This window comes from Kribbella yunnanensis (genome assembly GCF_039529655.1).
GTDB classification, from domain to species: Bacteria; Actinomycetota; Actinomycetes; order Propionibacteriales; family Kribbellaceae; genus Kribbella; species Kribbella yunnanensis.
In genome coordinates, this window is sequence record NZ_BAAANF010000002.1 from 344,967 (window position 1) to 370,220 (window position 25,254).

Genomic DNA, 25,254 nt, shown 5'->3' on the forward strand with positions numbered 1-25,254 from the left:
CTCGGGCCACCCTCCTCCGCGGGTCCTGATCAGCAGGAAGAGGGTCGGCTATCGACTGACGCGGCAGCCCACGTGGGAGCGCCCGTCAGGCCGGTGCCTGACAGGAACAGCTCGAAAACCACGCGGTACATGCGGATCACGTTAGGTAGTAACAGTGCCTACCGCAACGGAATTCCCGAGTGGTCAGTTCAGGGCGAACAGCCGGGTGCCGTCGGAGAAGACGGGTCGCGCACCGGCCACTGTGGTGACCGGCTTGTTGCAGGTGACCTCTTCGGAGCGGGCGACCGATGCGGCTGTCGGGCCGGGCAGGATCGGCCGGGGCTGGATGCCCGCGGTACCGATCATCACTGGTGAGCAGCTGCCGTTCGGCTGCGGCATCAGCGTGATCACGCGCCCGTCCGGCAGCAGTGCGAACCCGTCCCGCGGGTACTCGGGTTGCTGCAACTTCGGTGGCACCTGCAGCAGGTGATGCCACTGCGGAGTGCCGTCGGCCGGGTTCGCCGCCGAGACGTCGTACGTCTGCGGCGCTGAGGGGTCCGTAGCGTTCCGGCAGGTGATCAGCACGAGTGATGCGTGGGTTGCGGCGAGCTGTGCGTCGCACGATGCCGGTCCGAGCCGCGGCCGCGGCGTACCCGGCACTGAGGTGGTCCAGCTCATCCGGCCCTCGCCGACATCGATCGACCACTGGTTGAGCGTTCCGCCCGCTGCGGCGGTCCAGATCAGGCCGGAGACCTCACGGGTGTCCGGTACGGCGACCAGGTCGCCGACCCAGGTGTCCGGGTCCAGCTCGGCGCTCAGGTCGAACCGCTGACCCAGGTCGACCTCCCAGAGCTGGTCACCGGTCTTGAGGTCCAGACCGCGCACGACTGCGCCGTTGCCGGCACACGCGTCGACCACGATCGCCTGGTCGCTCAGCAACTCGCCCTGTGTCACGTTGCAGCGCAGCTGCGTCCGCCAGTGCGTCGGGTTGCTCACACCATGCGCCGCGACGTAGTTGCCTTCGGAGATCAACAGCTGGTCCTGGTTGACCGCCAGTGCCCGGCCGTCGGTGTGAACCTCGGTGAGCACCTCACCGGTCACTGCGTTCAGTACGGCGTACGTCGGCAGGTCGATACCGGTCGGTGCGCGGTTCCCGGCGTACGGGAGGTTCGCGGCGACGATGCGGCCGTCACCGGAGACCAGCAGTCCCTTCGAACCGCTGGAGGCGGCGTCGTCGACATCTGCCCGCGCATACCGCCAGCGGATCTGGCCGGAGTTCCCGTCGGACATGACCACGCCGTCCGGTCGCAACTCGGCCACTCCGCCCGCGGTACCGGCAATCGCACCGGCTGCGGGTACTTCGCGCGTCCAAGCGAGCGTGCCGTCGAACTGGACCGGCAGCTGAGTCGGTTCGGCAGTGGTCGTCGTACTGACTGTGTTGGCTGTCTCCAGTCGTGCCTGCACGAACGGCTCACCAGCCGACACCACGATCCACGCCAGCAGGGCTCCACACACAGCAGTGGCGGCAACACCCAGCCACTGCGGCGGAGACTGCGAGTACGGCGGTGCGCGGCGAAGCCGGCGTGCCAGTGCCAGCAGACCGCCGGAGAGAATGAGGGTGATCGACGCGAGCAGCAGGTACGGCCAGCGCTCGGACATCGCGGCACCGGGCTGTGCGGCCGGCCAACGCCACCAGCAGATCCCGACCGCGATCACACCGGCTACTGCGAACAGCAGCGCCGGGATAGCCAGCAGTCGCTGCTGTGAGCGCCGGAACCACGCACAGCCCAGTGCTGTGGCTGCTGCGGTTCCTGCGATCGGAGCCCACACCGGGAAGCCGGTGAGGTCAGACGGGTCGGCCGGCCACTTCGACGCGGCTCCGAGGCCGCGGCCGAGCAGGACCGACGCGGCCACGACCGCACCGAGCGCAGCGCCGAAGTAGACGATCGGGATCAGCCCGCCGATCGGCCGGGCCGCCTTAGGGCCCCAGGAGTCGAGCTCCCGCTCCAGATTGGCGCGCGCAGTTCGCTCCCACGCGTCGTGGCCGGCACTGGTCGCATAGAGATCGGTCTCGGCCAGCCCTTGCAGGAACGACATCCGGCCGCGAGCGAAGGCGCGGTCGTCGATGTGCGCGTACTCCTGCCGGATGCCGGCCGCGTACTCGTCGTACCGGTCCGCGGGCATGCTCAGGATGCGCAGGTCGGCGTCGCACAGTACGGCGCCGTTCGCGTCGTCGGGGGCACAGTCGTGCTTGGCGGTCAGCCGGACCAGGCGACCGACCTCCTCGACCTTCGCGGCGTCGACGCCGTACGCGGCGAGCTCGAGCTCGGCCAGTTGGGCCGAGACCTCTTCGTTCTCACCGGGGTCGGCCTGCGGGTCGTAGATCGCGTCGTGGAACCAGGCGGCCAGCCGGACAGTGTCCGCATCGTCGGCGGCGTCCGCGAGCTCGTCCACCGTGCGCAGGACCTCGGTCAGATGCCGCTGGTCGTGATAGTGCCGATGTTGCTCTGCGTAACGAGCCAGCAGATCATCGCCCAACGGCTGCGCGTGCGGCAGCAGGCGATTCCACTGGTCGCGCAGGTCCATGGCAGGGAGTCTCGCACCACCAAGGAGTCCGTACCGACCGATCTCGGGCTCCCGGAGACGGTCGTGGCCAAAGCGATACCGGCTCGTCACCTAGCCGCTTCGAAGGGTGCCCACAGCATCGAATTGCACTGTTGGCATTGCGTTGTGGATCACACTGAGTTAGCGCAAGGCGATGACAGCGTTGTCCCCGGTCACCAGGACCTGATTACCGACCGCAAAGGCGTCGCGACTGCAGGTGATTCCGAGGGGTAACCGGACCTGGCGGAATCCGGCCCGCTCGATCACGTTGGCCGAGCAGGCCTCGGCGTCCCGGCTGAGTGAGACGACCCGGCCGTCCGCGGTCACCGTGACCTTGGCCCGCGGGTCCACTCGCGCGGTGACCTGCCAGGCGGTCCGGCCGGTGGCGGTGTCGATCGCAGTGACGACGGTGTGCCGGTTCTCGATCGTGCTCGGTCCAGGACAGTCGACGACGATCAGGTACCGGCCGGCGGCGTTCAGCAGCGTCCGGCAGGCCCAGGTCTGTGGCACCGGCCAGCGCCACTTGACCGCACCGGTCCGCGGTTCGATCGCCGTCAGAGCCTCCGGTACGTCGGAGTCCCCACCAGGCTCGGCGACCACGACGAGTCCGCCCGCGACGACCGGACGCCGGTAGGTGTCGGTCGCGGTCTTGGTCCACAGCTTCTTGCCGGACTTGAGGTCCAGCCCGGTCACTGCGTCCGGCCGGCCGCCGCAGTTGCCCAGGAACGCGACCACAGCGTCCGTGGAGGCGACCGCGTCGAGATCGGAGCAGTCACCTGGCTTGAAGGTCCACCTCTCGTGGCCGTTCGGGTCGAGACCGTGGAGCTTGTCGGAACCGTGCAGGACGCGCTCACCGGTCAGCAGCGGCTGTGCCTGCGCGATGAGGTGGTCACGCGTCCGCCCGGGCCAGGCGGCTTTGCGCTGACCGGTATTGGCGTCGAGCAGCAGGTAGCCGACATCGGGAAACTCTGCGAGCACGTACTCGCCATCACCGGTCGCCACGATCGTCGGCCGCTCGTCGGAGTCGGAACGGCTGTAGCGCCAGCGCAGATCACCGGTCGCGGCATCGAGCATGTCGACGACACCGTTCGGCCGCGGGATCGCGATGCCGTACTGCGTGCCGATCGCCTCTTCCGCGCCGGCGCCGAGCGTCGCCTTGCTCACCCAGGCGACCGCGCCGTTCAGAGTGGACGGTGTGGCCTTGCCTGCTGGGCGGGGTGACAGTTCGACTCGCTCGTTCGTGCTCAGGACGTAGTTGCGCGCCAGCGGCTGCACGATCAGCAGCAGGGTCAGCGCAACAACCCCTGGTACGGCGAGCCAGGCCAACTGCTGCCCGAGGTTCCGGCTCGGGAGGAAGCGTGCGGTTCTGGTGCGTAGTAAAGAGCCTGCGAGTGCTGCGCCACCGGACAGCAGCAGGAGCAGTAGTGCAGAGATCAGCAATGGCACTCGGAGGCCAACGCCAACCGCTGGGTTGATCCGCGGCGCCTGTGCCCAGGCGATCAGTAGTCCGGTGACAGCAACCGCCAGTACGGCGCCCGCGACCAGACAGGCTCGTTGACTCGAACTACGCGCGCAGCGGAACAGCACTGGTGCGCTGATGAACGCCAGCACGGCCAAGGCGACCGGCGGCCAGCCGGCCTCGCCGGGTGCGGTCGGAATCTGCCAGGAGGCGCCTGCGGCCGCAATGGCAACCACAGTGGATCCGATCGCGCAGAACATTGCCGTCGCGGTGAGAGCAGCCTGCTGCCAACCACGCCAGGGCGCAGGCAGTTCGCTGTCGAGTCCGGCCAGCTCGGTCTCCAGGTTGACCCGGGCGACCGGACTGAGGCGTTGCCTGGCCAGCTGGGTGCGGTAGAGGTGACCATCGAGCAGCTCGCGCACGTCGTCGTACCGCTGCTCCAGTGCGCTCCGGCGGTCGCCCACATCCCGCCGTACCTCAGCAACGTGGACGGCGTACCGGACCGGGTCGGCGGACAGGATCGCGTTGACCGCATCGAGCAGTACGTCGCCATTGGCGTCGCGCCGGGGCGGTGCGTACGAGTCGGTCGGTGGTGCGGCCAGTTCGCCGGTCAGCCGGACCAGGCGGGCGACTTCGGCGACCCGGATCGCCGCGACGCCGTACCGGGGGAGGAGTCGCTCGGCCAACCGTGCTGATGCCTCGGCATCCTCGGCTGGAGTGCCACCGGGTTCGTGGACCGCGCGGTGGAACCAGGCCGCGAGCCGGACCGACGTGGGGTCGGTCGACAGCTGGATGAGCGATTCCAGTGCCGTCAGCACGATCTCGAGGTACTGGTCGCGATAGGCGCGCCTGTTGCGCTCGACGTACTGAGTGATCAGCTCGTCGGCGAGTTCGCCAGGACCGGGCACCAGGCCGTCCCAACGTGCGCGTAGCTCGACCACAGCGCCAGTCTGCCAGCCGCCGCTACTGGTCGGCCGACAGCACTCCGGTCAGCAGGCCCGGGTAGAGCGCATCAAGGTCCTCGCGGCGCAGACTGCTGATCCGCCGCGTGCCCTCGGTGTGAGTGGTCAGCACACCGGCCTCGCGCAGGGTGCGCAGGTGGTGCGCCCGGGTGGAGGGCGTGACGGGCAGCTCGATCTCGCCGCAGGCGATGCCCTCGGGGGTGTCCGCGAGCGCGCGGACGATCTGCAGCCGCACCGGCTCGCCGAGGGCCTGCAGAACCGCCTCGACGCGGATCTCGCCCCGGTCCGGCTGGGGGAGCTGTTTCCTGGTCATGGGTCCATAGTACGACGGCTGTCGAACTTCGATGAGTTTCGTAGTACGATCTTCATCGAACTACTCGAATCCTCCCCGGGAAGGACCTCATGTCCGCACGGATCTACCTGCTTGGTGCTGGTGCGTTCGCGGTCGGCACCAGCGCGTATGTCGTGTCCGGCGTGCTGCCCGATGTCAGCTCCGAGCTCCACGTCTCGCTGACCGCCGCAGGTCAGCTCGCCACCGCGTTCTCACTCGCCTACGCCGTCGGTGCGCCGATCCTGGCCACGTTGACCGGCCGGTGGGAGCGCCGCACGCTTCTGATCGCCGCACTCGTTCTGGCCGCGCTCGGCAACCTGATCGCCGCCGTGGCGACCAACTACCCGGTGCTGGTCGCCGGGCGGGTGGTGGCTGCGTTCGGCGCTGCTGCGTACACGCCGGCGGCCACTCTGTTCGCCACCGGACTGCTCCCACCTGAAGAGCGTGGTCGAGCGGTTGCAGTCGTCTTCGGCGGTCTGACGTTCGCGCTGGTGCTGGGTGTACCGGCCGGCAGTCTGCTGGGCCCGACCCTTGGCTACAAGGGTGTGTTCGCGCTGATCGCGGTTGTCGCGGTGCTGGTTGCTCTGGTCGAGCGGACCGCGCTGCCGAAGGTTCCTGCGCCACCTGTGGTCGGGCTGCGTGAGCGGTTCGCCGGACTGGCCGACCGTCGCGTTCAGATCGTCCTGGCGATGTCGGTGCTCGGTGTGCTGGGTGCCTTCAGCGTCTACATCTACATCGTGCCGCTGCTCAAGGAGACGGCTGGTCTGACCGGCAACGTCACCGGCATCCTGCTACTCGTGTACGGCGTCGGTGCGGTGGTCGGCAACCTAATCGGCGGCCGCGCCACCGACCGCTTCGGCAGCATCCGCACCCTGATCGTGCTGCTGATCGGCATCATCCTGGCGGTCAGCACACTGGACCTGACTGCCACCAGCGCAGTGGGTGCCGGGGTGGCCTTGTTCGTCTGGGGCATGTTCACCTGGGCCTTCAACCCGCCTATCCAGAACCTGCTGCTGGAGCTGGGCGGTGGACTGCTGATTGCACTCAACGCCTCGGCGATCTACCTCGGCGCCGGACTGTCCGCAGTGGTCGGCGGTCTGGTCATCCAGGTGGCCGGACTGCGCTACCTGCCCCCGCTGGCCGCCGTACTGTCGCTGATCGTGCTGGCGCTGACGCTGACCCTGCGGCGTGACCCAGGGCTCGAAGACATCGAAGAACTCGAGCATGTCGAAGAGGAGCCGGTAGCGGTTTCGCCCTCTGCCTAGGGCAAGGTAGCGGCCATGCGATTGCTGGCCGCGCTGATGCTGCTGACCACCACGATGACCGGAGCGGCTGACCCCGCTCCGGTCATCGACGGGTGGAAGAAGTCACCCGTGTACGTCGATTCCACGCAGCGCGCGCTGGTCCCGGATCGGGACGCGGACGAACTGCGGTCGCGGATCGACGGGCGCGTTCCGGCGATCCGGATCGCGGTGGTACCGGCGGCCGTGCTCAACAACGGCGGTGGCGACAACGGGGCCGCAGCCAAGGCCTATGTGGATGCGCTGGTCGACAAGCAGGCTGCGGACGGCGTGTACCTGGTCGTCTTCGGTGGTGCGCTCATCTGGGGGAGTGCGGTCGGCGTGGACACCCCGATCGCGAACATCCTCACCGAGGAGCTGGCCAGGCACAGCCGGTCCGATCCGGTCGGCACACTCAACGGGGTGCTCGATCAGCTCGACGTACCGAAGGCATCTGCTGGTCCGCCGGGCTGGATCTGGTTGGTGGGCGCACTGGTCGTGCTGCTCGCGGGGCTGGGACTGGTTCGGCGCTGGTGGAAGGCCCGGCCGGCCAAGGACTCGGGGCCTGCGCTGTACCGGCCGTCGTACGACGTACTGCCGGATGAGGCGGACACGCTGACCGAGCGGCAGGCGCTGGCCCGTGAGGACGTCACGCGGTTCGGTGAGGAACTGGATGCGGCAGACGTGCGTCTGGATGGCGTGGATAACGCAGCGGACGTGCAAGCAGCACTGGATGCGTACGCCGATGCCGGTCGGGTGGTCAACGGTGATCTGGATGACGACGAGCTGCTCGATGTGCGCGCCCGCGTTGAGTACGGGCGCTGGCGGTTGGCCTGTGCGCAAGCGCTGGTCGCAGGCACACCCGCACCGCCGCGCCGGGCACGCTGCTTCTTCGATCCGGCACACGGCGTTTCGGTGACCGACTGGATGTTCACACCCGGCGGCGGCCAGCCGCGGGAGATCCCGGTCTGCAAGTCCTGCCAGGCCCGCCTCGCAAGGAGTGGACGATGAAGCGCCTACTTGCAGTACTCGCCCTAGTAGTGCTCCCGGTGCTGCCGGCCCAGGCGGCGGCCACCACACCGGACGCCTACCTGAACGAGGTGGCCGCGAACCTCGGCGACACCGGGGTGTGGGTCGATCCCGACGTAGACGAGCTGACCTCGACCGAGGTCGCGCAACTGAACGCGGCGGCCAAGAATGCGGCAGCGCCGATCCGGATCGCGGTCGTCCCGGCGTCGAAGCTCAAGAACAGCGAGTACGGAAGCCTTGCCTGGGACGGCGAGGAGATCGCCGACCAGCTGTACGACCGCGTCGGTGTCGAAGGTGTGTACGCCGTACTGGTCGATGCGAGCTCGCAGAGCAAGGGTCGTGGCTTCCATGCGGTGCAGCGCGCTGACCATGGTCCGACGTACCACGTCGAAGACGCAGTGGACTCGGCCGTGGACTGCTGTGCGCCGAACTACGAGCGGATGCTCGAGCGATTCATCCTGCGGGCGCAGGTGGTCGACAAGCCTTGGTACATAGACATTGCGCCGTGGGCCGGTGGCATTGGCGGAGTGTTCGGTCTCTGGTGGGGCATCGTCACGCTGGGAGCGCGTAGGGCGCGGCGGAGCGACGAGAAGGCGCATCTGTCAGTCGTTAGCCCCATGCTGAACGAAGAGATCATCGCGCTCTCGCAGCAGGTGTCACAGCTACCCGCGACGAGTGAACCGCAGCAGGCGAAGCTGTCGAAGGATGTGCTCGACACAGTCGAGAAAGCTAGGCACCGCTTGGATGCGGCCAAGGGTGATGCCGACATCGAGGCCGTGACGACCCTGCTCGGTTCTGCGCGCTACGGGCTGGTGTGCATCGACGCCGTACGAGCTGGGCAGCCGATCCCGGAGCCGACACCGCCGTGCTTCTTCGACCCGCGGCACGGGCCCAGCTCGGCAGAGGTCGAGTGGCAGCCCGAAGGTGGCACCACCCGCAAGGTGGACGTGTGTGCGGCTTGCAAGCAGCGCGACGAAGCCGGTGAGCAGCCGCAGATCCGGATGGTCACGCTGTGGCGGGACGCCAAGCCCTACTGGACATTCGGCGAGGAACTGGCCGCCTACATCGACGGCTACTGGTCACAGGGCGACGGGCGACGCTGGTGGTACCCCGAAGAGAACACGCGGCGAGCCGGTGAGCGGATGCGCTCTCGCTGGGCCTCTCGCCGAGCAGGTGCTCGCTTCGGACGCTGGCGCGACGATGTCGGTACGTCGATCAGCAGCTGGGAGTCGTCCCGCAGTTCGTCCAGTGATGGCGACAGCGGCTGGTCGAGCGGGTCGTCGCGGCGCTCCTACTCGTCGCGCACCCGATCCAGTGGTGGTGGCTCGTCCCGACGGTCGTCGCGTCGCTCAGGCGGGTCGCGCGGGTTCTAGCGGGGCCTTTGCGGACAAGGCGATGGTCAGGTCGAGAATGACCTGTGGATCGTCCAGACGCGGACCGAAGAGCTGCCGGAGCTGGGTCATGCGGTAGCGGACAGTCTGCGGGTGGATGTGCAGGGCCGCGGCGACATCGTCGCGGCGGCCCAGATGCAGCAGCCACTCGCGCAGTGTCTCGGTGAGGCGGTCCGCCGTGGCTGGGCGCAGGTCTGCGAGGGGTGCCAGCACCTGTCGACGGAGATCGTCGAGAGCCGTCGGATCCGAGGTGACGACCAGCGTGGCCAGATGGCTCTCGGTGTCGACGACTGCGTCCGCGCCGGCGGTGAGCTGGAGTCTGCGGGCCTGCAGAGCGCGCAGGTACGACGTACGCACGGTCGTCCACGGTTGTGCCGGACCGACGGTGGCTTGGCGCCCGCGGAGAGTTCGCAGCAGGGTGGTCCGGGCCGACCCATCAGCATCGGCGACCAGCAGAACGCCCAGCTCGGCGGGGTCCTCCTCGCCCAGCGGATCGGGAGTGGTGAGATCGGCCAGGTCGTCGTCCGGGTGCAGGGTCCGTGGATCCAGGGCTCCGAGGACGCCTCGGAGGTGTGCGCTCGGCAGGATCACAGCGGTCAGCGTCCGCGGCGGATCCCAGTCGGCCTGCTCGGCCTTGGCGATCAAGTGCTCGCGGGTGTCGCCCTGCAGCAGGCTGCGGCTCAGCACCTGGAGATAGCGTTGCCGGACTCGCCCAGTGGTGGCCAGCTCGTCGGTGTGGCCGGAGACGCTCGCGGCGGACAGCTCGTCGATGTAGGCGAAGACGAGTTCGGCGAACTTGGCCACGGTGTCCGCGGGCAGGCTGGCCTCGACCGCCGTACGGGAGAGCTCTCGCCAGGACACCCGGGCGCCGACGCGGTAGGCGGCGAGCAGGGCGTCCATGCTCCGGCCGCTGCGGGCCTCGCCGCGACCCAGCACGTACGCAGCCTCGAGTGTGGGCGCGAGCGGCGTACCGGGCTCGCCGCTGCTGGCCAGCCGCAGGAAGCCGCCGAGGGCGAACTGGACCGCGTTCTCGATCTTGGCCCCCATCGGTCCGGCCAGCGCATTGGTGTAGCCGGGGACCTCGACGATGATCGCGGTCACCGTCAGACCCGCGATTTCCGGCAGGCGGGCGCGGAGGAGCCCGATGGCGGCTTCGCCGAGCTTCAGCTCGGCGGCTCCGCGGGCCGTCCGGCTGGCGTGCCGGGTGGGGTCAGTGGCCGACAAAACTGTTCCCTCCGAACAAGGTCAGGTTTCAGATTCACCGTCTTTGGTCATGAAACTACACCGTGGGTCGAGGATGCTGGAGCGCATGACGACCTTTGCCTCAGACCCGCGCGCGCGGACGACGTTCCGCAGCCGGCTGCGCGACCGGGCCTGGCAGGTTGCGGCGGCGGCCACCCACCCGCGTGACCCCGCCGACTACCTCGACATGTTCCGGCCGCTCCGGGCAGGCGCCGACCTGCGCGCCCGAGTGGTCGACGTCCGCCCCGAGAACGGCAACGCAGTGACCGTCGTACTGCGGCCTGGCGATGCCTGGCGCGGCCACCGGCCGGGTCAGTACGTCCGGATCGGTCTGGAGGTCGACGGCGTCCGCTTGTGGCGCTCCTACTCGCTGACTTCCGCGCCTGGCGACGGACTGATCACCATCACCGCGAAGGCCGTCCCGGACGGTCTGGTCAGCGCACATCTCGCGCAGGAGCTACGACCGGGCCAGCTCGTGCACCTCGACCAGGCGGTCGGGGACTTCGTGCTGCCGGACCCTGCGCCGGCGAAGGTCCTGTTCGTCACCGGCGGCAGCGGCATCACCCCGGTGATGGGCATGCTGCGTGCAGGTCTCGGCCGGCTCAACGACGCGGTCCTGGTGCACTCCGAGGCTCGGGCCGAGGACGTGATCTTTGGCGACGAGCTGCGCGAGTACGCCGCTGCTGGACACCTGCGGTTGGTCGAGCAGCACACCGACACGCACGGCCGACTCGACGTCGCTGCGCTGGCGGACGTCGTACCGGACCTTGCTGAGCGCGAGACGTGGGCCTGTGGACCTGCGGGTCTGCTGGATGCGCTCGAGGAGCAGTGGGCGGGTGTGCTGCACACCGAGCGCTTCCGGACCGCACTGGCCGAGCCAGGAGAAGGTGGCAGCGTCACCTTCTCCGCGACCGGGACCACGGTCGAGCTCGACGGTGCGACGCCGATCCTCGACGCCGGCGAGCAGAACGGCGTACTGATGCCGTCTGGTTGCCGGATGGGCATCTGCTTTTCCTGCGTGCTTCCGCTGCGCTCGGGCTCGGTGCGCGACCTCCGCTCCGGAGATGTCACCACCGCCGCGCCAGGAGACGGCGTACTCATCCAGACCTGTATCTCGGCCGCGGCCGGCGCCTGCGACATCGACTGTTGAGAAAGAGACCCCTGTGACTGTTCTGCAGAAGAAGGCCGCCAACCCCATCGGCCACCTGACTCCCGAAGACATCGAGGAGATCGGCCGCCGGCTGGACGAGATCCGGGCCGAAGTCATCGCCACTCGGGGCGCCCGCGACGCGGCGTACATCCGCAAGGTGATCAGCGTGCAGCGCAAGCTGGAGCTGGGCAGCCGTGCGGTTCTGCTGCTGTCGCTGTTCCCGCCGGCCTGGCTGATCGGTACGGCGGGTCTGTCGGTGGCCAAGATCCTCGAGAACATGGAGATCGGTCACAACGTCCTGCACGGCCAGTGGGACTGGATGCGGGACCCGAAGATCCACTCGACCAGCTATGAGTGGGACCACGCGTCTCCGGCGGACCAGTGGAAGCACGCGCACAACGACCTGCACCACACGTTCACCAACGTGGTCGGCAAGGACAACGACCTCGGCTACGGCATCATGCGCGTCGACGAGGACCAGCGCTGGTACCCGCTCTACCTGGCGCAGCCGTTCTGGAACGCCATCAACGCCGTTTTCTTCGAGTACGGCATCGCTGCGTACGACCTGGAGCTCGGTCGGAACCTGGCCACCAAGGAACGCCGCCAGAACCCTGATTTCAAGGCGCGCACCAAGCAGGTGCTGAAGAAGATCCGCGGCCAGATGACCAAGGACTACGTCGTGCACCCGCTGCTGTCCGGGCCGTCGGTCCTGCACACGCTGGCGGCCAACGCGGTCGCCAACGTGATCCGCAACGTGTGGTCCCACTCGGTGATCATGTGCGGGCACTTCCCGGAGGGCGTCGAGACGTTCGAGAAGAAGTCGATCGACGGTGAGACCCGCGGTGAGTGGTACCTGCGGCAGATGCTCGGCTCGGCCAACATCAGCGGCGGCCGCGCGATGCACATCATGACCGGCAACCTGTCGTACCAGATCGAGCACCACCTGTTCCCGGACCTGCCCAGCAACCGGTACCAGGAGATCGCACCCAAGGTGCGGGCGATCTTCGAGGAGTACAACCTGCGCTACACCACCGGGCCGCTGCCGAAGCAGGTCGCGTCGGCGTGGGCCAAGGTGTTCCGGCTGTCGCTGCCGAACGACTTCGGGGCTAAATTGCGGTCGCTAGGACGGTCGGCAGGTCCTGGCTATGCAGGACTGCCAGCGAGGTAACGGCTCGGGTGAGGCAGACGTAGAGCCGGCGGAGGCCGGTGCGCTCGTCGGCCTCACCAGCAACGATCCCGGCCGGCTCGACGAGCACTACGTGGTCGAACTCGAGACCCTTGGCCAGTGACGCCGGTACGACGTCCAGGTGCGACTCGGCGTCGTCCTCATCACCCAGTACGGCGAACTCGAGTCCCTGCTCCTGCAGTGCCTTCCGAGTGGCGGGGACGAGCGCATCGGGGACGATCATGCCGATGGAGCCCAGTCGACTCGACACTTCGCTCACTGTGGTCACAGCGGCCGCGAGACTGTCGCTGACCCGGCTGATGGTGAGCTCACCGCGCGCACGCCGTACGGCGGTGGGCGGTGTCAGGTGCGGAGCGATGGTCGGGAGCAGGCGAGCGGCGTACTCGATCACTTGACCCGGGACGCGGAAGCCGGCGGTCAGCTCCTCGGTGTGGGCACCGGTCTTGCCCAGGTGCTTCAGGGCCTCGTCCCAGGACGGTGTGGCCCACGGAGTAGTGCCCTGTGCGATGTCGCCGAGCACTGTCATCGATCCGGTCGAGCACCTGCGGCCGACAGCGCGCAGCTGCATGGCGGACAGGTCCTGTGCCTCGTCCAGCACCACGTGGCCGAGTGACGGCGTCCGGTCGACCAGATCGGCGATCTCGTCGATCAGGGTGGCATCTGCCACCGACCACTTGGCTGCCCCGGCGGAGCGCGGTGCCTTGGCCCAGATCAGCATCGCCTGCTCTTCCGCAGTCAGGATGCCTTCGGCGTGCTCAGCTAGTAGCTCCGGCTCAGTGAAGAGGCGGAACAACAGCTTGGCTGGGTCGACCGCGGGCCACAGAGCTTCGGCGTACTGCTTGACCGGGCGGCTGCGCGCCACCGCGTCCTGCACGCGGTCGTCCGGTGAGTCCCCGGCCGCCTCCATCCGCAGCAGGACGGCGTGCGCCAGGCGCTGCGGGAGCATCGCCCGACCGGCGCCGTACCGGACACCGCGAGTCTGGAGCTCGGTGAGTAGCTCCTCGGCCTGGTACGCCGCCACGCGCCACCGGTGCGAACCGCGTGGCACGACCAGTGCTTCCTCGGGCGTCCGCACCTGCGACCACACTGCTCGGTGCAGCACCTCCGCCATCCGGGCGTCGCCCTTGAGTACGTCGAGTGCCGCCGGCCCGGGCGCAGTCACCCGGACATGCGCGACCAGCTCCTCGACCGTGGTCTGCTTGGCCTCGATCTCGCCCAGTGCGGGCAGCACGTCGCCGATGTAGCGCAGGAAGCTCGCGTTCGGTCCGACCACGAGCACTCCGGCCCGGCTGAGCTGGTCCCGGTACGCATAGAGCAGGTACGCCGCTCGGTGCAGCCCGACCGCGGTCTTCCCGGTCCCGGGTGCACCCTGGACGCAGATCGTGTCCTCGACGCCTGCACGGACGATGACGTCCTGCTCGGGCTGGATGGTCGCCACGATGTCACGCATCGGTCCGGAGCGCGGGCGCTCGATCTCGGCGTCCAGAATGTCGCTGTGCTCCTCGACGGGAGCGGACGAGGTCAGGTCCTCGTCTTCGAAGGCGGTCATCTCGCCGTGCGTGAAGCCGAACCGGCGCCGGGCGCCGACCCCCATCGGCTCGGTCCGGCTGGCGCGGTAGAACGGCACCGAGATGTCCGCTCGCCAGTCCACCACCAGGGGCTCGCCGAGGGCGTCGTTCACGTGCCGGCGGCCGATGTGGAAGGTCTCCGGAGCTGGGGAGACGTAGTCCAGCCGGCCGAAGAACAGCGGGACCTCCGGGTCGTCCTCCAGCTCCTTCATCCGCCGCCAGATCGCAGCCTTCAGAAACTCCTGGTTCACCCGGTCCGCGCTGTGAATCTCCAGTGCGCCGGTCTTCTCCCGCATCTGCGCCAGAGCTTCGCGGGAGGTCTTCAGATAGTTCTTCTCGGCCTGGAGGGTGTCGGACGTGTCTGCGGGCATGAGTGACCTCCAGCAGGGGGTGGGGGAGCCCAGCTACGTTACTTGAGCACCTTCCGGATCGGTACTGAATTACGCGTCCGCGGCAGGTCGGCCTGCAACCGCCCCCGCCGGAGCAACAGCGGCAGGCAGGCCGCCAGCAGCACCAAGGCGACCAGTCCGTCCAGCCAGTAGTGGTTGGCGGTCATCACGACCACTGCGAACGTGATGATCGGGTGGGCGAGCCAGAGCCAGCGCCAGCGGGACCGGGTGATCAGGATCATCGACAGGGCGATCAGAGCCGCCCAACCGACGTGCAGGCTCGGCATGGCGGCGAACTGGTTCACCACGCTGCCGGACCGATCCGCGCCGTACACGGACTGGTCGTAGGCCAGACCGGTGTCGACGAAGCCGGGCATCATCCGCGGTGGTGCGAGCGGGAACGCGATGTGACCGATCAGTGCGAGTCCGGTCAGCGCAGCGATGGTCCACCGCACGTTCGAGTACGCCTTCGGTCGCCAGATGCTCAGCCAGAGCAGTACGGCGCCGGTGAGCGGCGCGTGCACGGAGGCGTAGTACAGGTTCGCCGACTGGACCAGATGCGGGAAGCTGAGGGCCGCCTGCTGGATCGCCGCCTCGTTGGGCAGGTGTAGCCAGTTCTGAAACGACAGCACCTCGCGAGCGTGGTCGAACGCGGACCCGGTGTGTTTGGCCGCGATCTGCCGCCCGGCGCTGTAGACCCCGAACAGGGTCGCGAGCAGCACCGCCTCCCGGATCACTCGCCAGACTGTCGCCCGCCGTTGTTGTTTGTCCTGCTCCCCGACTACCCCCACGCCCTCCAGCGCTTGCGTCCCCATACCTTTCGACGGTACCTGCCGTTCCCTCAGGTTTTGCCCAGGCGCAACCCTGACGTTGCCCTGGGCAACCCCCGAGGAACCGTCCGTGACGCGGCTGTCATGCGGCCGAGATCATCCCTTGACGGCTCCGGTCAGCACGCCCTTGGCGAAATGCCGCTGCAGGAACGGATAGATCAGCAGGATCGGGACGATCGACACCACCAGGATCGCCATCTGGATCGAGGCCTGCGGCGGCAGCAGTTCGGTTCCCAGCTCGGCACTGCCCAGTTGGGTGTCGTTGATGACGTAGGTCCGCAAGACCAGTTGCAGTGGCCAGAGCCTGCTGTCGTTCAGGTAGAGCAGTGCGGAGAAGAACGCGTTCCAGTACGACACCGCATAGAACAGCCCGACCACCGACAACACCGCCTTCGACAGCGGCAGGACGACGTACCCGAAGGTCTTGAGCTCGCTGGCGCCGTCCATTCGGGCGCTCTCGGTCAGTTCACCCGGCAGGTTCAGGAAGAACGCGCGCAGCACGATCACGTTGAACGCACTGATCATCGTAGGAACGATCAGCGACCAGATGCTGTCCAGCAGCCCGGCACCCTTCACCACGAGGTAGGTGGGGATGATGCCGGGCGAGAACAGCATGCTGAACAACACCACCAGCAGAATCGGCCGTCCGGCCACGAAGCTCGGCCTGGCCAGTGCGTAAGCCAGCAGGCACGACACGGTCAGACTGAGCAGCGTGCCGACCACGGTGACGAAGACACTCACTCCCAGCGCCTGCGTCACCACACCGCCGGCGAACAACGACCGGTACGCCGCGAAGTCGACCGACTCGGGGAGGAGAACCAGTCCGCCGGACTCGGTGATCTGTTTGTTCGGTGCGATGCTTGTGGAGATCACTGCGACGAACGGGATGATCACAACGGCGCAGAACACCAGCAGGACAACGCCTTTGAGTGCCCTGATCATCATCTGCTGTACACCCCTTGCTCGCCGAAGATGTGGGCGACCTTGTTCGCAGCCAGCACCAGAGCCACGCCGACGAGGCCCTTCACCAGGCCGACCGCGGCTGCGACGCCCCACGCGCCACCGAAGAGCTGTCGCGTCGGGCTTGCGCCGTCCACACTCGCCGCCTCGTACAGCTGTGAGTCGATCTGGGACAGTGCGGCCAGGAACAGGATGGTGGCCCAGCCAGTGTCCTTCCAGATGATCTGCGAGGTCAGCAGGCCGCTCCCACCGAGCATCTGCTGGAACAGCGCCACCAGGTTCCGGTCCGCTGCGGGTGGGATCGCGCCCGGGATGTTCGTCAGGAACGTGATCGGCTGCCCGTCGCCGGGAGCCTCGGTGATCGCGCGGATCGGCTTCGCGGGGTACTTCAGGAAGGCGTCCAGGACCACACCGTCGCCGGGCAGGTCCGGCGTCACTCCGGCGTACTTCGTGTACGTCGGCAGGGCCACAGCGCGGTTGGCGGCCGCCGTGTTCTTCGGGCCTCACTCTTTTGAGACAAGCACTGTCGTTGGGAGGCCACACGATGACATAGTACGTCCTATGTCTTCAAGACTCGGGGTCGTCTTCGAACCGGCCGGGAGCGGGTTCCACACCTTCCGAATCCCGGCTGTGGTGGCGCGTGATGAGCTGGTGCTCGCCTTCTGCGAGGGGCGGCGGCACGGGCCTGGGGACTCCGGAGAGATCGAGCTGGTACTGCGGCGGTCGCTGGACGGCGGTCTGACCTGGCTGCCGCTGCAGGTCGTGCTGGCGGTTCCCGGGAAGACCTGTGGCAACCCGGCACCGGTCTTCGATCCGGTCAGCGGCGACGTCGTGCTGGTGTCGGTGCAGAACGGCGCCGAGGCCGCGGAGTCGTCACTGGCGCGGGGGACTGACTCGGAGGACGGCAGGCGTGTGTTCGTGCAGCGATCTGCTGACGCCGGTGCGACGTGGAGTGCGCCCGTGGAGATCACTGAGCAGGTGAAACCGGCGGACTGGGGTTGGTACGCGACCGGACCATGTCACGCGATCGCCTTGCGCAGTGGACGGTTGGTGGTCCCGGCGAACCACTCCGCCTTGCCGGATGGTGTCAACGGCGGTCATTGCATCGTGAGCGATGACGGCGGACACACCTGGTCGGTGGGGTTCGTCGATCGCAATGACGGGCCGGAGATCAACGCCAACGAGAATGCGGTCGCCGAGCTTCCCGATGGCCGGCTGTACTTCAATGCGCGCAACCACCTAGGTACCGGGCCGGCCCGAGTCCACGCGTGGTCGTCGGACGGCGGCGCGACGTTGGAGGCGCCGTACGCGGGGATCCCTGAGGTCACTGGACCGGGGATCCAGGGAAGCGTGCTGGCGCTTCCTGATGGGCGATTGTTGCTGTCGACACCGACCGATCCGGCGGTCCGGCGCGAGCTGGCCGTTTTCGTGAGCTCCGACGCCGGTGCGTCCTGGGAGCCCTTACTGGTCGTGCATCCGGGGATGGCCGGGTACTCCGATCTGGTCCTGCTGGCCGACGGGTCGGTCGGGATCTTCTACGAGGCCGGTGAGACCTCGTCCTTCGCTGCACTGCGCTTTGCCACATTCGCCCTTTGATCATTGGGAGCTCGTTTTGCTGACTGGTGTCGTACCTCCGCTCGTCACACCACTCACCCCGTCGTACGACGTGGACACTGGATCGCTGGCGCGGTTGATCCAGCACCAGCTGACCGGGGGAGTCAATGGTGTGTTCGTTCTTGGCACCTGTGGTGAGGGAACGTTTCTGACCGACGAACAGCGGCAGGTCGTGCTCGAGACCGTTGTTGGTGAGGTGAGTGGCCAGGTGCCCGTGCTGGCCAGTGTGATCGACACATCGACCGCTCGGGTCGGTGCGCACGTCTCGGCGGCTCTGAAAGCCGAAGTGGACGGGCTGGTCGCCACAGCACCGTTCTACGCCGCAACGCATCCCGCGGAGATCGAGCGACACTTCACGCGACTTGCCGAGCTAGCGGGCGAAACGCCCTTGTATGCCTATGACATCCCGGTGCGAGTCGGGACCAAGCTGCCGACCTCACTGGTCATTTCACTCGCCCAGGCCGGGGTCATCGCCGGTGTGAAGGACTCCAGCGGGCAAGAGCCCAGTCTGCGACGGCTGGTGATGGAACGGCGAGAAGCCGGGCTCAAAGAGTTCGCCATCATGACCGGGTCGGAGGTGGCCGTCGACTCCGCGCTGGCGTTCGGTGTGGACGGCGTCGTACCGGGCTTGGGGAACGTGGACCCGGCCGGCTACGTGCGCTTGTTCGGTGCGTCCAGTGCGGATGCGTGGCACGAGCAGGAGCGGCTGATCCGCTTGTTCGACATCGTCGACGTGGCAGACCGCTCGCGGATGGGCGCCAGCTCAGCAGCACTCGGCGCCTTCAAGGCAGCGCTCTACCTGCTCGGCGTCATCGACTGCCCCATCACCGCATACCCCAGCATCCCCCTCGACGACACAGAGGTCGCCGCACTCCGCCCCCTACTGGACGAGGCCGGATTACACTGACGATCTTTACGGGAGGTGGACTGTCAGTGACGAGGCCACGTGGCGCTGCGGGGAATCAGACCTTCATCCGCGACCAGATGAAGTCCTACATCCTCGAGCGCGGCCTGAAGGCAGGCGACCCGCTGCCGAACGAACAGGACCTGATGGCCCAGCTCGGCGTCGGGCGGCACCCCCTGCGCGAGGCGATGAAGGCCCTGCAGGCAGTCGGCATCATCGAGATCCGCCACGGCTACGGCACCTACGTCGGTGAGGTGTCACTGCAGTCACTGGAGGACGGCCTTGCCTTCCGCATGTCCCAGTCGATGGCCGGCGACCTCCGCGACGTACAGAACGTCCTGGAGGTCCGCCAGGCCCTGGAGGTCGGCCTCGCCGAGGACGTGGTCAACTACTTCAGCACACACGGCACCGACCCCCTCGAAGAGGTGGTCCAGCGGATGGAGGCCAAGGCCGCCGCTGGCAGCTACTTCCCCGACGAGGACTGGGCCTTCCACCAGGCCCTCTACGAGCCCCTCGGCAACGCCCTGGTCATCGACCTGCTCTCAGTCTTCTGGCGCACCTTCGCCGACGTAGACGCCCGCCTCCCCGGCGCCCGCTACACCCCCGCCGACGCCGCCGCCTGGCACCGAGACCTCCTGGACAAACTCACCTCCGGCGACCCCGACGCCTTCGCCCGCTCCATGAAGTCCCACTTCAACGGCATCCACACCCGCCTCGTCGACTAGACGGCCGAAACGCCGGACAGGACGGAGATCATCCGCTCCAGACCCCAGTCGGGATCGATCAACGGGATGCCCCGCCGCTTCCAGCTGTAGCTCAAGTCGTCGCGCAGCGCCGAATGGTCGTCCTCGGGTGCAAGCAAGGCAACGACGTTCTCCACGGACTTGAAGGAGAAGTCGCCGAAGTGCCGCCATTCCCGTTCCCAGGAGAACTCCTTGCGCTGACCGTTCGGGTTGCCCATCTTCTCCATGAACGGAGTCAGCCGCAGGATGTCCTGGAGGGCCAGCCGTCGGCTGTCGACCGTGCCTTCGACGGTCGACTCCGCGATGGCGCGGTCCACTTGGCGGTTGACCGGGTTGCTCAACCAGTCGTGTCCGACGGAGATGTCCAGGTACCACACCGGGTTACATCCCTGGCGTCGGCAGATCGCCTTGGTGAAGACGAGGCCGTACTTCGTGAAGGACTCCTGACGTCCGTGGATGTCGCGAACCATCATCCAGGTGTGTTCCAGCGGAGTCTCGGAGAAGCACACAACACGTTGGGTCGCCCGAGTGCGATGCAAGAGCTGGTCGTGCTGTTTCGCCAGCCCGAACGGCGACCTGGCCTCGATCGTCCGGGACTCGGCGATCGACAGCAGGTTGTCCCGGGCGGTGTGATTTTCCGTGTCCTTGGTCAGGTGGACCAGGAACGTGCTCAGGTCGGTACGGCGGTGCAACAGCTGTTCGATGCGGTCGGCCATGGATAGCTCCTCCGGCAAGAGCCTGCAAGAGGAGTCTTCCTGACTCTGCGTGACAGTGTCGGTCACCGCGTGTCGCTGCGCTGTTCTAGGCGAAGAGGTTTTCGGCGTCGACGATGGTGTAGGCGTAGCCCTGTTCGGCGAGGAAGCGTTGGCGGTGGGCGGCGAACTCGGCGTCGATGGTGTCGCGGGCGACGATGGAGTAGAAGCGGGCGGTGCGGCCGTCGCCCTTGGGGCGGAGGACGCGGCCCAGGCGCTGGGCCTCTTCCTGGCGGGAGCCGAAGGTGCCGGAGACCTGGATGGCCACGGAGGCCTCGGGGAGGTCGATGGAGAAGTTGGCGACCTTACTGACGACCAGGCGGTTGATCTCGCCGGTGCGGAAGGCGTTGAACAGGCGCTGGCGCTCCTTGACCGTTGTCTCGCCCTTGATGACCGGACAGTCCAGGCGCTCGCCCAGCTCGTCCAGCTGGTCGATGTACTGGCCGATGACCAGCAGGGGCTCGCCGTCGTGGTGTTCGGCGATGCGTTTGACCAGGCGGGACTTGGCCGGTGTTGATGCGGCCAGGCGGTAGCGGTCCTCGGGCTCGGCGGTTGCGTACACGAAGCGCTCGGTCTGCTCCAGGTCCACGCGCACCTCGACACAGTCGGCGGGGGCGATCCAACCCTGGGCCTCGATGTCCTTCCAGGGGGCGTCGTAGCGCTTCGGACCGATCAGCGAGAACACATCGCCCTCACGGCCGTCCTCACGGACCAGGGTGGCGGTCAGACCGATCCGGCGGCGGGTCTGCAGGTCGGCGGTCATCCGGAAGATCGGTGCGGGCAGCAGGTGCACCTCGTCGTACACGATGAGGCCCCAGTCGCGGGCGTCGAACACCTCCAGGTGCGTGTAGACGCCCTTCCGGCGCGTGGTCATCACCTGGTACGTCGCGATGGTTACCGGCCGGATTTCCTTGCGGGCACCGGAGTACTCGCCGATCTCGTCCTCGGTGAGGCTGGTGCGCTTGAGCAGCTCGTCCTTCCACTGCCGCGCGGACACCGTGTTGGTGACCAGGATCAGAGTGGTCGCCGACGCCTGTGCCATCGCGGCAGCGCCGACGATCGTCTTGCCGGCACCACAGGGCAGTACGACGACGCCCGAGCCACCGTGCCAGAACGACTCGACCGCCTGCTCCTGGTACGGCCGTAGCTCCCAACCGTCCTTCACCAGCTCGATCTGGTGCGCCTCACCGTCGACGTATCCTGCGAGGTCCTCAGCCGGCCAGCCGAGCTTCAGCAGGGTCTGCTTGAGGTGACCGCGCTCCGACGGGTGCACCAGCACGGTGTCGTCGTCGATCCGCGCGCCCAGCATCGGCTTCACCTTCGCTGAGCGCAGCACCTCCTCCAGCACCGGCCGGTCGGTCGTGACCAGCACCAGACCGTGCTGCGGGTGCTTCTCCAGCCGCAAGCGGCCATAGCGGTCCAGCGTCTCCGCAATGTCCACCAGCAGCGAGTGCGGCACCGGGTAGCGGCTGAAGCGCAGCAGTACGTCGATCACCTGCTCGGCGTCGTGTCCGGCGGCCCGTGCGTTCCACAGGCCGAGCGGAGTCAGCCGGTAGGTGTGCACGTGCTCAGGAGCTCGCTCCAACTCGGAGAACGGCGCAATGGCCTTCCGGCACTCCCCAGAATCCGGATGTGCAGTCTCCAACAGCAGAGTCTTGTCCGACTGCACGATCAACGGCCCGTCCGTCACCCGTCACTCCCATCGTTGGCCCGACCCTCCATTGTGCCCCTACCCGCCAAACCGCTGGTCAGCCTTCGACTGCGCGGGCGCTGGAGATGCGGTGCAAGGCGTAGGTGTGGGGCTGGTTGGTACTGGGGTCGTAGGCGGTGAGCCAGCCGTCGGCGACCCGGGTGGGCTCCACGATGCGCTCGGAGGCCGTGCCGTTGTGGTCGACGTACGAGATCCAGGTGCGGCTGTGGGCCTCGGCCGCGTTGGTCAGGACGGCGATGGTCTCGGCCGGGGCGGTGGGCTCGGCGGCGACGTCGTCAGCCGGGCGGTCCGCTGCCAGGCGGTCGCCGGCGCGGACCTTCTCGATCACCGCCTTCACCTGGTCGTCGGTGAGGTCCACCGCGCTGTCGGCGAAGTCCCGGCTGGTACGGCGGCGTGGCGGGTCACCGCGTCGAGTCGTGGCCGTGCTCACGTGCACCACGCCGTCGAAGGTCTCGGCCAGCGGAGCCAGTCCGGCATCACGTAATCGGCTGAGCACCACATCCGGCGGTGACGGCGACACGACCACGGTCGGCGCCAACCGGCGGAAGCGAACGCCAGGCAGGTTCGAACTGATCAGCTGGGTGAGCACGTCCTCGTCATCACACCGCAGGTACGTCGACGCCGTACCCAGCCGCAGTACGCCGTGCCGCCGGGCAACGTCGTCGACCAAGTAGGTCAGTGGTTGCGGGACTGGCGTGCGCGAGTGATCGGCCAGCCACTTGTGCAGTTGGTCGGCAGTCCGCCCGAGGTCGAACGCACGCCGTACCGAGCCTTCGCTGAAGCGGTAGACCGCAGCGCCGCCCTGCGACTCGACATCCGCCATGGCGGACAGGTCGTCCTGAACGGATCGCACCAGCGGGCCGGGAGCCACTGCGGTCAGGTCGGCCTGCAGCAGGATCTCTGACACCGGGTCTGGTACCAGCGGGCTGATGGCCTTGGCCAGCTCATCGACAGTGGGCTCCTGCTCGAGCAATGGACGCCCATGGGTCGCCAACGCGCCGAGACCGGTCAGCCCGAGCAGTGCGGCTTCGGTGATGGCCCACTCGACCAGCTCGTCGCGGAACTGCCCGCCCCGGCGCGGGCGATGCCAGGCCACCCATGTCACCACCGAGTGCGTGGATGGCGCGATACCTGCCGGAGTCTCGCCCAATGCATTGAGAGTCAGCACCCGGACCTCAGGAGCCAGCAAACGCTCAAGGTCCGGTGCCAGCGCGTTGATGAGCCGCTCACGCGCGGCAGCTGTTGAACCGCCCGAGTCGCGGCGACCGATCAGACCGATCGCCCGCATCCCACCGAACCAGGCCGTCACGAGCTGGGCCCAACGATGCGCCAGGTCCAGTTCGAGCCAGTCGTCGTACGCGTTCGTCGGTAGCCAGTGCTCGCTGGTCCCGATCTCGACAGCCGCGACCAGACCGGCGGCGTACGCGATCTCGAGCACGGCTCCGGTGGTGGACTCCTCCGCACCGATCTTCCCGGCCAGGCTGCGCAGCTCCCGGACACCGATCCCGCCAGTACGCAGTACCGGCGGTGGCTCCAGTCCAAGCTGCTCCAGCGCTCGGTCGACCTGACGCACCAGGTCCAGCGCCGCTCCGGCCGCGGCGCGGTCGACGATCGATGCCGTCACCGTCTTGCCGTCCAGCGGCGGTGGAGTGGGTCGCGTCGAGGCCAGCACGCGCCCACCGCGCAGGTGCAGACCGATCTGCCGTGGCAGCACCACTGTGTTCGGATCACGCGGTACGACGAGACCGCGGGCGAGCAACCGCTCGACAGGGGTCCGTGCGGACGCGATAGTCACCGGACGCTCGGCCTTCTCGACCGATCCGGTCGGGGGACCCCACGTGAGCTTGTCGAGCACCTCACGGGCGTCCGGGCCGGCGTCTGCGATCAGCTTGTCCAGATCGCCGAAGTGCCGCGTAGTGATCGGTCCCAAACCTGCGGGAGTCGGGCCGAGCAGCTCGTGGACGGCCCGGATCAGCCGCAGGTCGTCCTCGGTGCCCCAGACCAGCGCCAGGTCCAGTAGCTCATCCATCCGCGGCCGCACGGTCTCCACCGGCTGGTCGACCCCAGCAGCCAGATCGGTCAGGCTGACCGGCTCCGGCAGCGCCGACAACGACTCCAGCAGGTCGACACCGAACTCGTCGAGCCGGTTGATCGCCCGCGCCGCCGAGGCGTTCGTAGTGGCGCGAGCGGCCAGCTGACTGGTGTCGGCCGGGATCGGCATGGCCAGATCAGGCCGATGCTGGAGCAACGTCCCGAGGGCAGCGTCGTCCCAACTACGCAGCGCCTCGGCGAGGGTGCGTGGGCGGGAGCGCTCGGACGTGGTCATCCCTCCAACGGTACGGCGCTTCTGACTCGATCACTAACCGCGTGTCACTCCGCGGCCCCCGCGAAGCCGATCCGGCGGAAGCCGACTCGCTCGTACACGGCCGCCACTGCGTCACTCTCGGCCGAGAGCAGTAGCAGCTCCACACCGTTGTCGAAGGCGTGCTGAGTGAGTGCTGAGGTCACTGCGGCCGCCAGACCGCGTCGGCGCATCGAGGGCAGCGTGGCGACGCCCACGATCTCCGAGGCCGTCCCGACCGGCTGGTGCTGACCGGTGGCGACCATGCCGTCGTCGGTGAACGCTCCCGCCGACACCGTCACCCCACGGCTGATCCGATCCGCCACTCCCGCAATCAGTGAGTCAGAGAGCTCAGCCGCTGCAGCGTCGCGCTCAGCCGGGCCGCTGGCTCCGACTGCGGTTCCGGCGTCGCTGAAGGCGAGGTGCTGAACAGCCCGTGACTCTCGGACCAGAGCGGCATCGGCCGGCAGGATCTCGACCCGCGCATCCACCGTCACCGGTTTGAAGTCAGCCCGGTCCATGACCAGCAGCGGATGCTCGATCACCGTCAGCCCGGCCGCAGCGGCTGCGGGTCCCAGTGACGGACACGCCTCGACGACCCACTCGAAGTTCAGCGGCAGACCCAGTTCGGCGCACCGGGCGCGCACTGCCTCGACATCCGTCGGCTCCACGGTCACACCGGCGCGAGGACGCGCGTAGTACGGCCAGATCGTCGTACTGCGGAACAGCGTGAACGGTCCGACCTCCTCAGGTTCAGAGCCGGACAGCGGTGCCGCGTGCAGGTACTCGTCAACGTTAGTGATCACAGCCACGCAGTGAACCACCGCTC

Annotated in this window: 20 protein-coding genes; 8 read left to right on the plus strand and 12 right to left on the minus strand. The window is 67.9% G+C overall.

Translation table 11 applies throughout. The features are described from left to right. Window positions 1-183: 183 nt before the first annotated feature. The 3 genes from ABD231_RS03120 to ABD231_RS03130 form a co-directional block, all read right to left on the minus strand. On the minus strand, window positions 184-2,565 hold the full coding sequence (locus ABD231_RS03120) for a hypothetical protein (protein WP_344144911.1): 2,382 nt from the start codon (window positions 2,563-2,565) through the stop codon (window positions 184-186). 159 nt (window positions 2,566-2,724) lie between these two features. Beyond that, on the minus strand, window positions 2,725-4,983 hold the full coding sequence (locus ABD231_RS03125) for an outer membrane protein assembly factor BamB family protein (protein ID WP_344144913.1): 2,259 nt from the start codon (window positions 4,981-4,983) through the stop codon (window positions 2,725-2,727). A gap of 22 nt (window positions 4,984-5,005) precedes the next feature. Further along, window positions 5,006-5,317 (minus strand): ArsR/SmtB family transcription factor, encoded by a 312-nt coding sequence (locus ABD231_RS03130; RefSeq protein ID WP_344144915.1) that lies wholly within the window; start codon window positions 5,315-5,317, stop codon window positions 5,006-5,008. Window positions 5,318-5,406: 89 nt separating this feature from the next. Here ABD231_RS03130 and ABD231_RS03135 point away from each other — a divergent pair, with 89 nt between their 5' ends. The 3 genes from ABD231_RS03135 to ABD231_RS03145 are packed head-to-tail and all read left to right on the plus strand — an operon-like array spanning window position 5,407 to window position 9,017. After that, window positions 5,407-6,600, plus strand: a complete 1,194-nt coding sequence (locus ABD231_RS03135) for an MFS transporter (protein WP_344144917.1) — start codon at window positions 5,407-5,409, stop codon at window positions 6,598-6,600. Between the two features lie 15 nt (window positions 6,601-6,615). Next, complete coding sequence (locus tag ABD231_RS03140) at window positions 6,616-7,626, plus strand: hypothetical protein (protein ID WP_344144919.1); 1,011 nt, start codon at window positions 6,616-6,618, stop codon at window positions 7,624-7,626. Then, complete coding sequence (locus ABD231_RS03145) at window positions 7,623-9,017, plus strand: hypothetical protein (protein ID WP_344144921.1); 1,395 nt, start codon at window positions 7,623-7,625, stop codon at window positions 9,015-9,017. Before ABD231_RS03140 ends, ABD231_RS03145 begins: the two co-directional genes overlap by 4 nt. Here ABD231_RS03145 and ABD231_RS03150 read toward each other — a convergent pair. Continuing rightward, window positions 8,994-10,259 carry a PucR family transcriptional regulator gene (locus ABD231_RS03150; protein WP_344144923.1) on the minus strand — a complete coding sequence of 422 codons (1,266 nt, stop codon included), beginning with the start codon at window positions 10,257-10,259 and terminating at the stop codon, window positions 8,994-8,996. The genes ABD231_RS03145 and ABD231_RS03150 overlap by 24 nt on opposite strands. An 85-nt stretch (window positions 10,260-10,344) precedes the next feature. Between ABD231_RS03150 and ABD231_RS03155 the strand changes: the two genes are divergently transcribed. Both ABD231_RS03155 and ABD231_RS03160 read left to right on the plus strand, forming a co-directional pair. Further along, entirely contained in the window at window positions 10,345-11,427 is a 1,083-nt protein-coding gene (locus tag ABD231_RS03155) for a ferredoxin reductase (protein ID WP_344144925.1), read from the plus strand. A 13-nt stretch (window positions 11,428-11,440) separates the two neighbouring features. After that, on the plus strand, window positions 11,441-12,595 hold the full coding sequence (locus ABD231_RS03160; protein ID WP_344144927.1) for a fatty acid desaturase family protein: 1,155 nt from the start codon (window positions 11,441-11,443) through the stop codon (window positions 12,593-12,595). On the opposite strand, the gene ABD231_RS03165 is transcribed toward ABD231_RS03160, so the two are convergent. From ABD231_RS03165 to ABD231_RS03180, 4 genes are all read right to left on the minus strand, one after another. Further along, window positions 12,534-14,552 carry a HelD family protein gene (locus tag ABD231_RS03165; RefSeq protein WP_344144928.1) on the minus strand — a complete coding sequence of 673 codons (2,019 nt, stop codon included), beginning with the start codon at window positions 14,550-14,552 and terminating at the stop codon, window positions 12,534-12,536. The genes ABD231_RS03160 and ABD231_RS03165 overlap by 62 nt on opposite strands. A gap of 38 nt (window positions 14,553-14,590) precedes the next feature. Further along, entirely contained in the window at window positions 14,591-15,385 is a 795-nt protein-coding gene (locus ABD231_RS03170; RefSeq protein WP_344144929.1) for a phosphatase PAP2 family protein, read from the minus strand. A 111-nt stretch (window positions 15,386-15,496) separates the two neighbouring features. Then, window positions 15,497-16,345 carry a carbohydrate ABC transporter permease gene (locus tag ABD231_RS03175; RefSeq protein ID WP_344144931.1) on the minus strand — a complete coding sequence of 283 codons (849 nt, stop codon included), beginning with the start codon at window positions 16,343-16,345 and terminating at the stop codon, window positions 15,497-15,499. Then, a complete protein-coding gene (locus ABD231_RS03180) occupies window positions 16,342-16,830 on the minus strand; it encodes a hypothetical protein (protein WP_344144933.1) in 489 nt (162 codons plus the stop codon). The genes ABD231_RS03175 and ABD231_RS03180 overlap by 4 nt, the downstream gene beginning before the upstream one ends. 91 nt (window positions 16,831-16,921) lie before the next feature. Between ABD231_RS03180 and ABD231_RS03185 the strand changes: the two genes are divergently transcribed. From ABD231_RS03185 to ABD231_RS03195, 3 genes are read left to right on the plus strand one after another with little or no spacing between them, the layout of a single operon-like run. Further along, window positions 16,922-17,956, plus strand: coding sequence for a sialidase family protein (locus ABD231_RS03185; RefSeq protein ID WP_344144935.1), 1,035 nt, complete (start codon window positions 16,922-16,924; stop codon window positions 17,954-17,956). A gap of 16 nt (window positions 17,957-17,972) precedes the next feature. Next, window positions 17,973-18,881 (plus strand): dihydrodipicolinate synthase family protein, encoded by a 909-nt coding sequence (locus ABD231_RS03190; protein WP_344144937.1) that lies wholly within the window; start codon window positions 17,973-17,975, stop codon window positions 18,879-18,881. Between the two features lie 26 nt (window positions 18,882-18,907). Next, on the plus strand, window positions 18,908-19,603 hold the full coding sequence (locus tag ABD231_RS03195) for a FadR/GntR family transcriptional regulator (protein WP_344144939.1): 696 nt from the start codon (window positions 18,908-18,910) through the stop codon (window positions 19,601-19,603). On the opposite strand, the gene ABD231_RS03200 is transcribed toward ABD231_RS03195, so the two are convergent. From ABD231_RS03200 to ABD231_RS03215, 4 genes are all read right to left on the minus strand, one after another. Next, window positions 19,600-20,337, minus strand: coding sequence for an abortive infection system antitoxin AbiGi family protein (locus ABD231_RS03200; RefSeq protein WP_344144941.1), 738 nt, complete (start codon window positions 20,335-20,337; stop codon window positions 19,600-19,602). The two genes, ABD231_RS03195 and ABD231_RS03200, sit on opposite strands and share 4 nt — an antisense overlap. A gap of 85 nt (window positions 20,338-20,422) precedes the next feature. Further along, on the minus strand, window positions 20,423-22,063 hold the full coding sequence (locus ABD231_RS03205; protein WP_344144943.1) for a DNA repair helicase XPB: 1,641 nt from the start codon (window positions 22,061-22,063) through the stop codon (window positions 20,423-20,425). A 58-nt stretch (window positions 22,064-22,121) separates the two neighbouring features. Further along, window positions 22,122-24,410 (minus strand): helicase-associated domain-containing protein, encoded by a 2,289-nt coding sequence (locus tag ABD231_RS03210; RefSeq protein ID WP_344144945.1) that lies wholly within the window; start codon window positions 24,408-24,410, stop codon window positions 22,122-22,124. 44 nt (window positions 24,411-24,454) lie between these two features. Then, on the minus strand, window positions 24,455-25,237 hold the full coding sequence (locus ABD231_RS03215; protein ID WP_344144947.1) for a GNAT family N-acetyltransferase: 783 nt from the start codon (window positions 25,235-25,237) through the stop codon (window positions 24,455-24,457). Window positions 25,238-25,254 lie beyond the last annotated feature (17 nt).

Excerpts from the sequence above, each read along its gene's own strand:
- ABD231_RS03120 (WP_344144911.1), bottom strand. The coding sequence starts at position 2,565 with ATGGACCTGCGCGACCAGTGGAATCGCCTGCTGCCGCACGCGCAGCCG.
- ABD231_RS03130 (WP_344144915.1), bottom strand. The coding sequence starts at position 5,317 with ATGACCAGGAAACAGCTCCCCCAGCCGGACCGGGGCGAGATCCGCGTC.
- ABD231_RS03135 (WP_344144917.1), top strand. The coding sequence starts at position 5,407 with ATGTCCGCACGGATCTACCTGCTTGGTGCTGGTGCGTTCGCGGTCGGC.
- ABD231_RS03140 (WP_344144919.1), top strand. The coding sequence starts at position 6,616 with ATGCGATTGCTGGCCGCGCTGATGCTGCTGACCACCACGATGACCGGA.
- ABD231_RS03145 (WP_344144921.1), top strand. The coding sequence starts at position 7,623 with ATGAAGCGCCTACTTGCAGTACTCGCCCTAGTAGTGCTCCCGGTGCTG.
- ABD231_RS03155 (WP_344144925.1), top strand. The coding sequence starts at position 10,345 with ATGACGACCTTTGCCTCAGACCCGCGCGCGCGGACGACGTTCCGCAGC.
- ABD231_RS03165 (WP_344144928.1), bottom strand. The coding sequence starts at position 14,552 with ATGCCCGCAGACACGTCCGACACCCTCCAGGCCGAGAAGAACTATCTG.
- ABD231_RS03170 (WP_344144929.1), bottom strand. The coding sequence starts at position 15,385 with ATGGGGACGCAAGCGCTGGAGGGCGTGGGGGTAGTCGGGGAGCAGGAC.
- ABD231_RS03175 (WP_344144931.1), bottom strand. The coding sequence starts at position 16,345 with ATGATGATCAGGGCACTCAAAGGCGTTGTCCTGCTGGTGTTCTGCGCC.
- ABD231_RS03185 (WP_344144935.1), top strand. The coding sequence starts at position 16,922 with ATGTCTTCAAGACTCGGGGTCGTCTTCGAACCGGCCGGGAGCGGGTTC.
- ABD231_RS03200 (WP_344144941.1), bottom strand. The coding sequence starts at position 20,337 with ATGGCCGACCGCATCGAACAGCTGTTGCACCGCCGTACCGACCTGAGC.
- ABD231_RS03210 (WP_344144945.1), bottom strand. The coding sequence starts at position 24,410 with ATGACCACGTCCGAGCGCTCCCGCCCACGCACCCTCGCCGAGGCGCTG.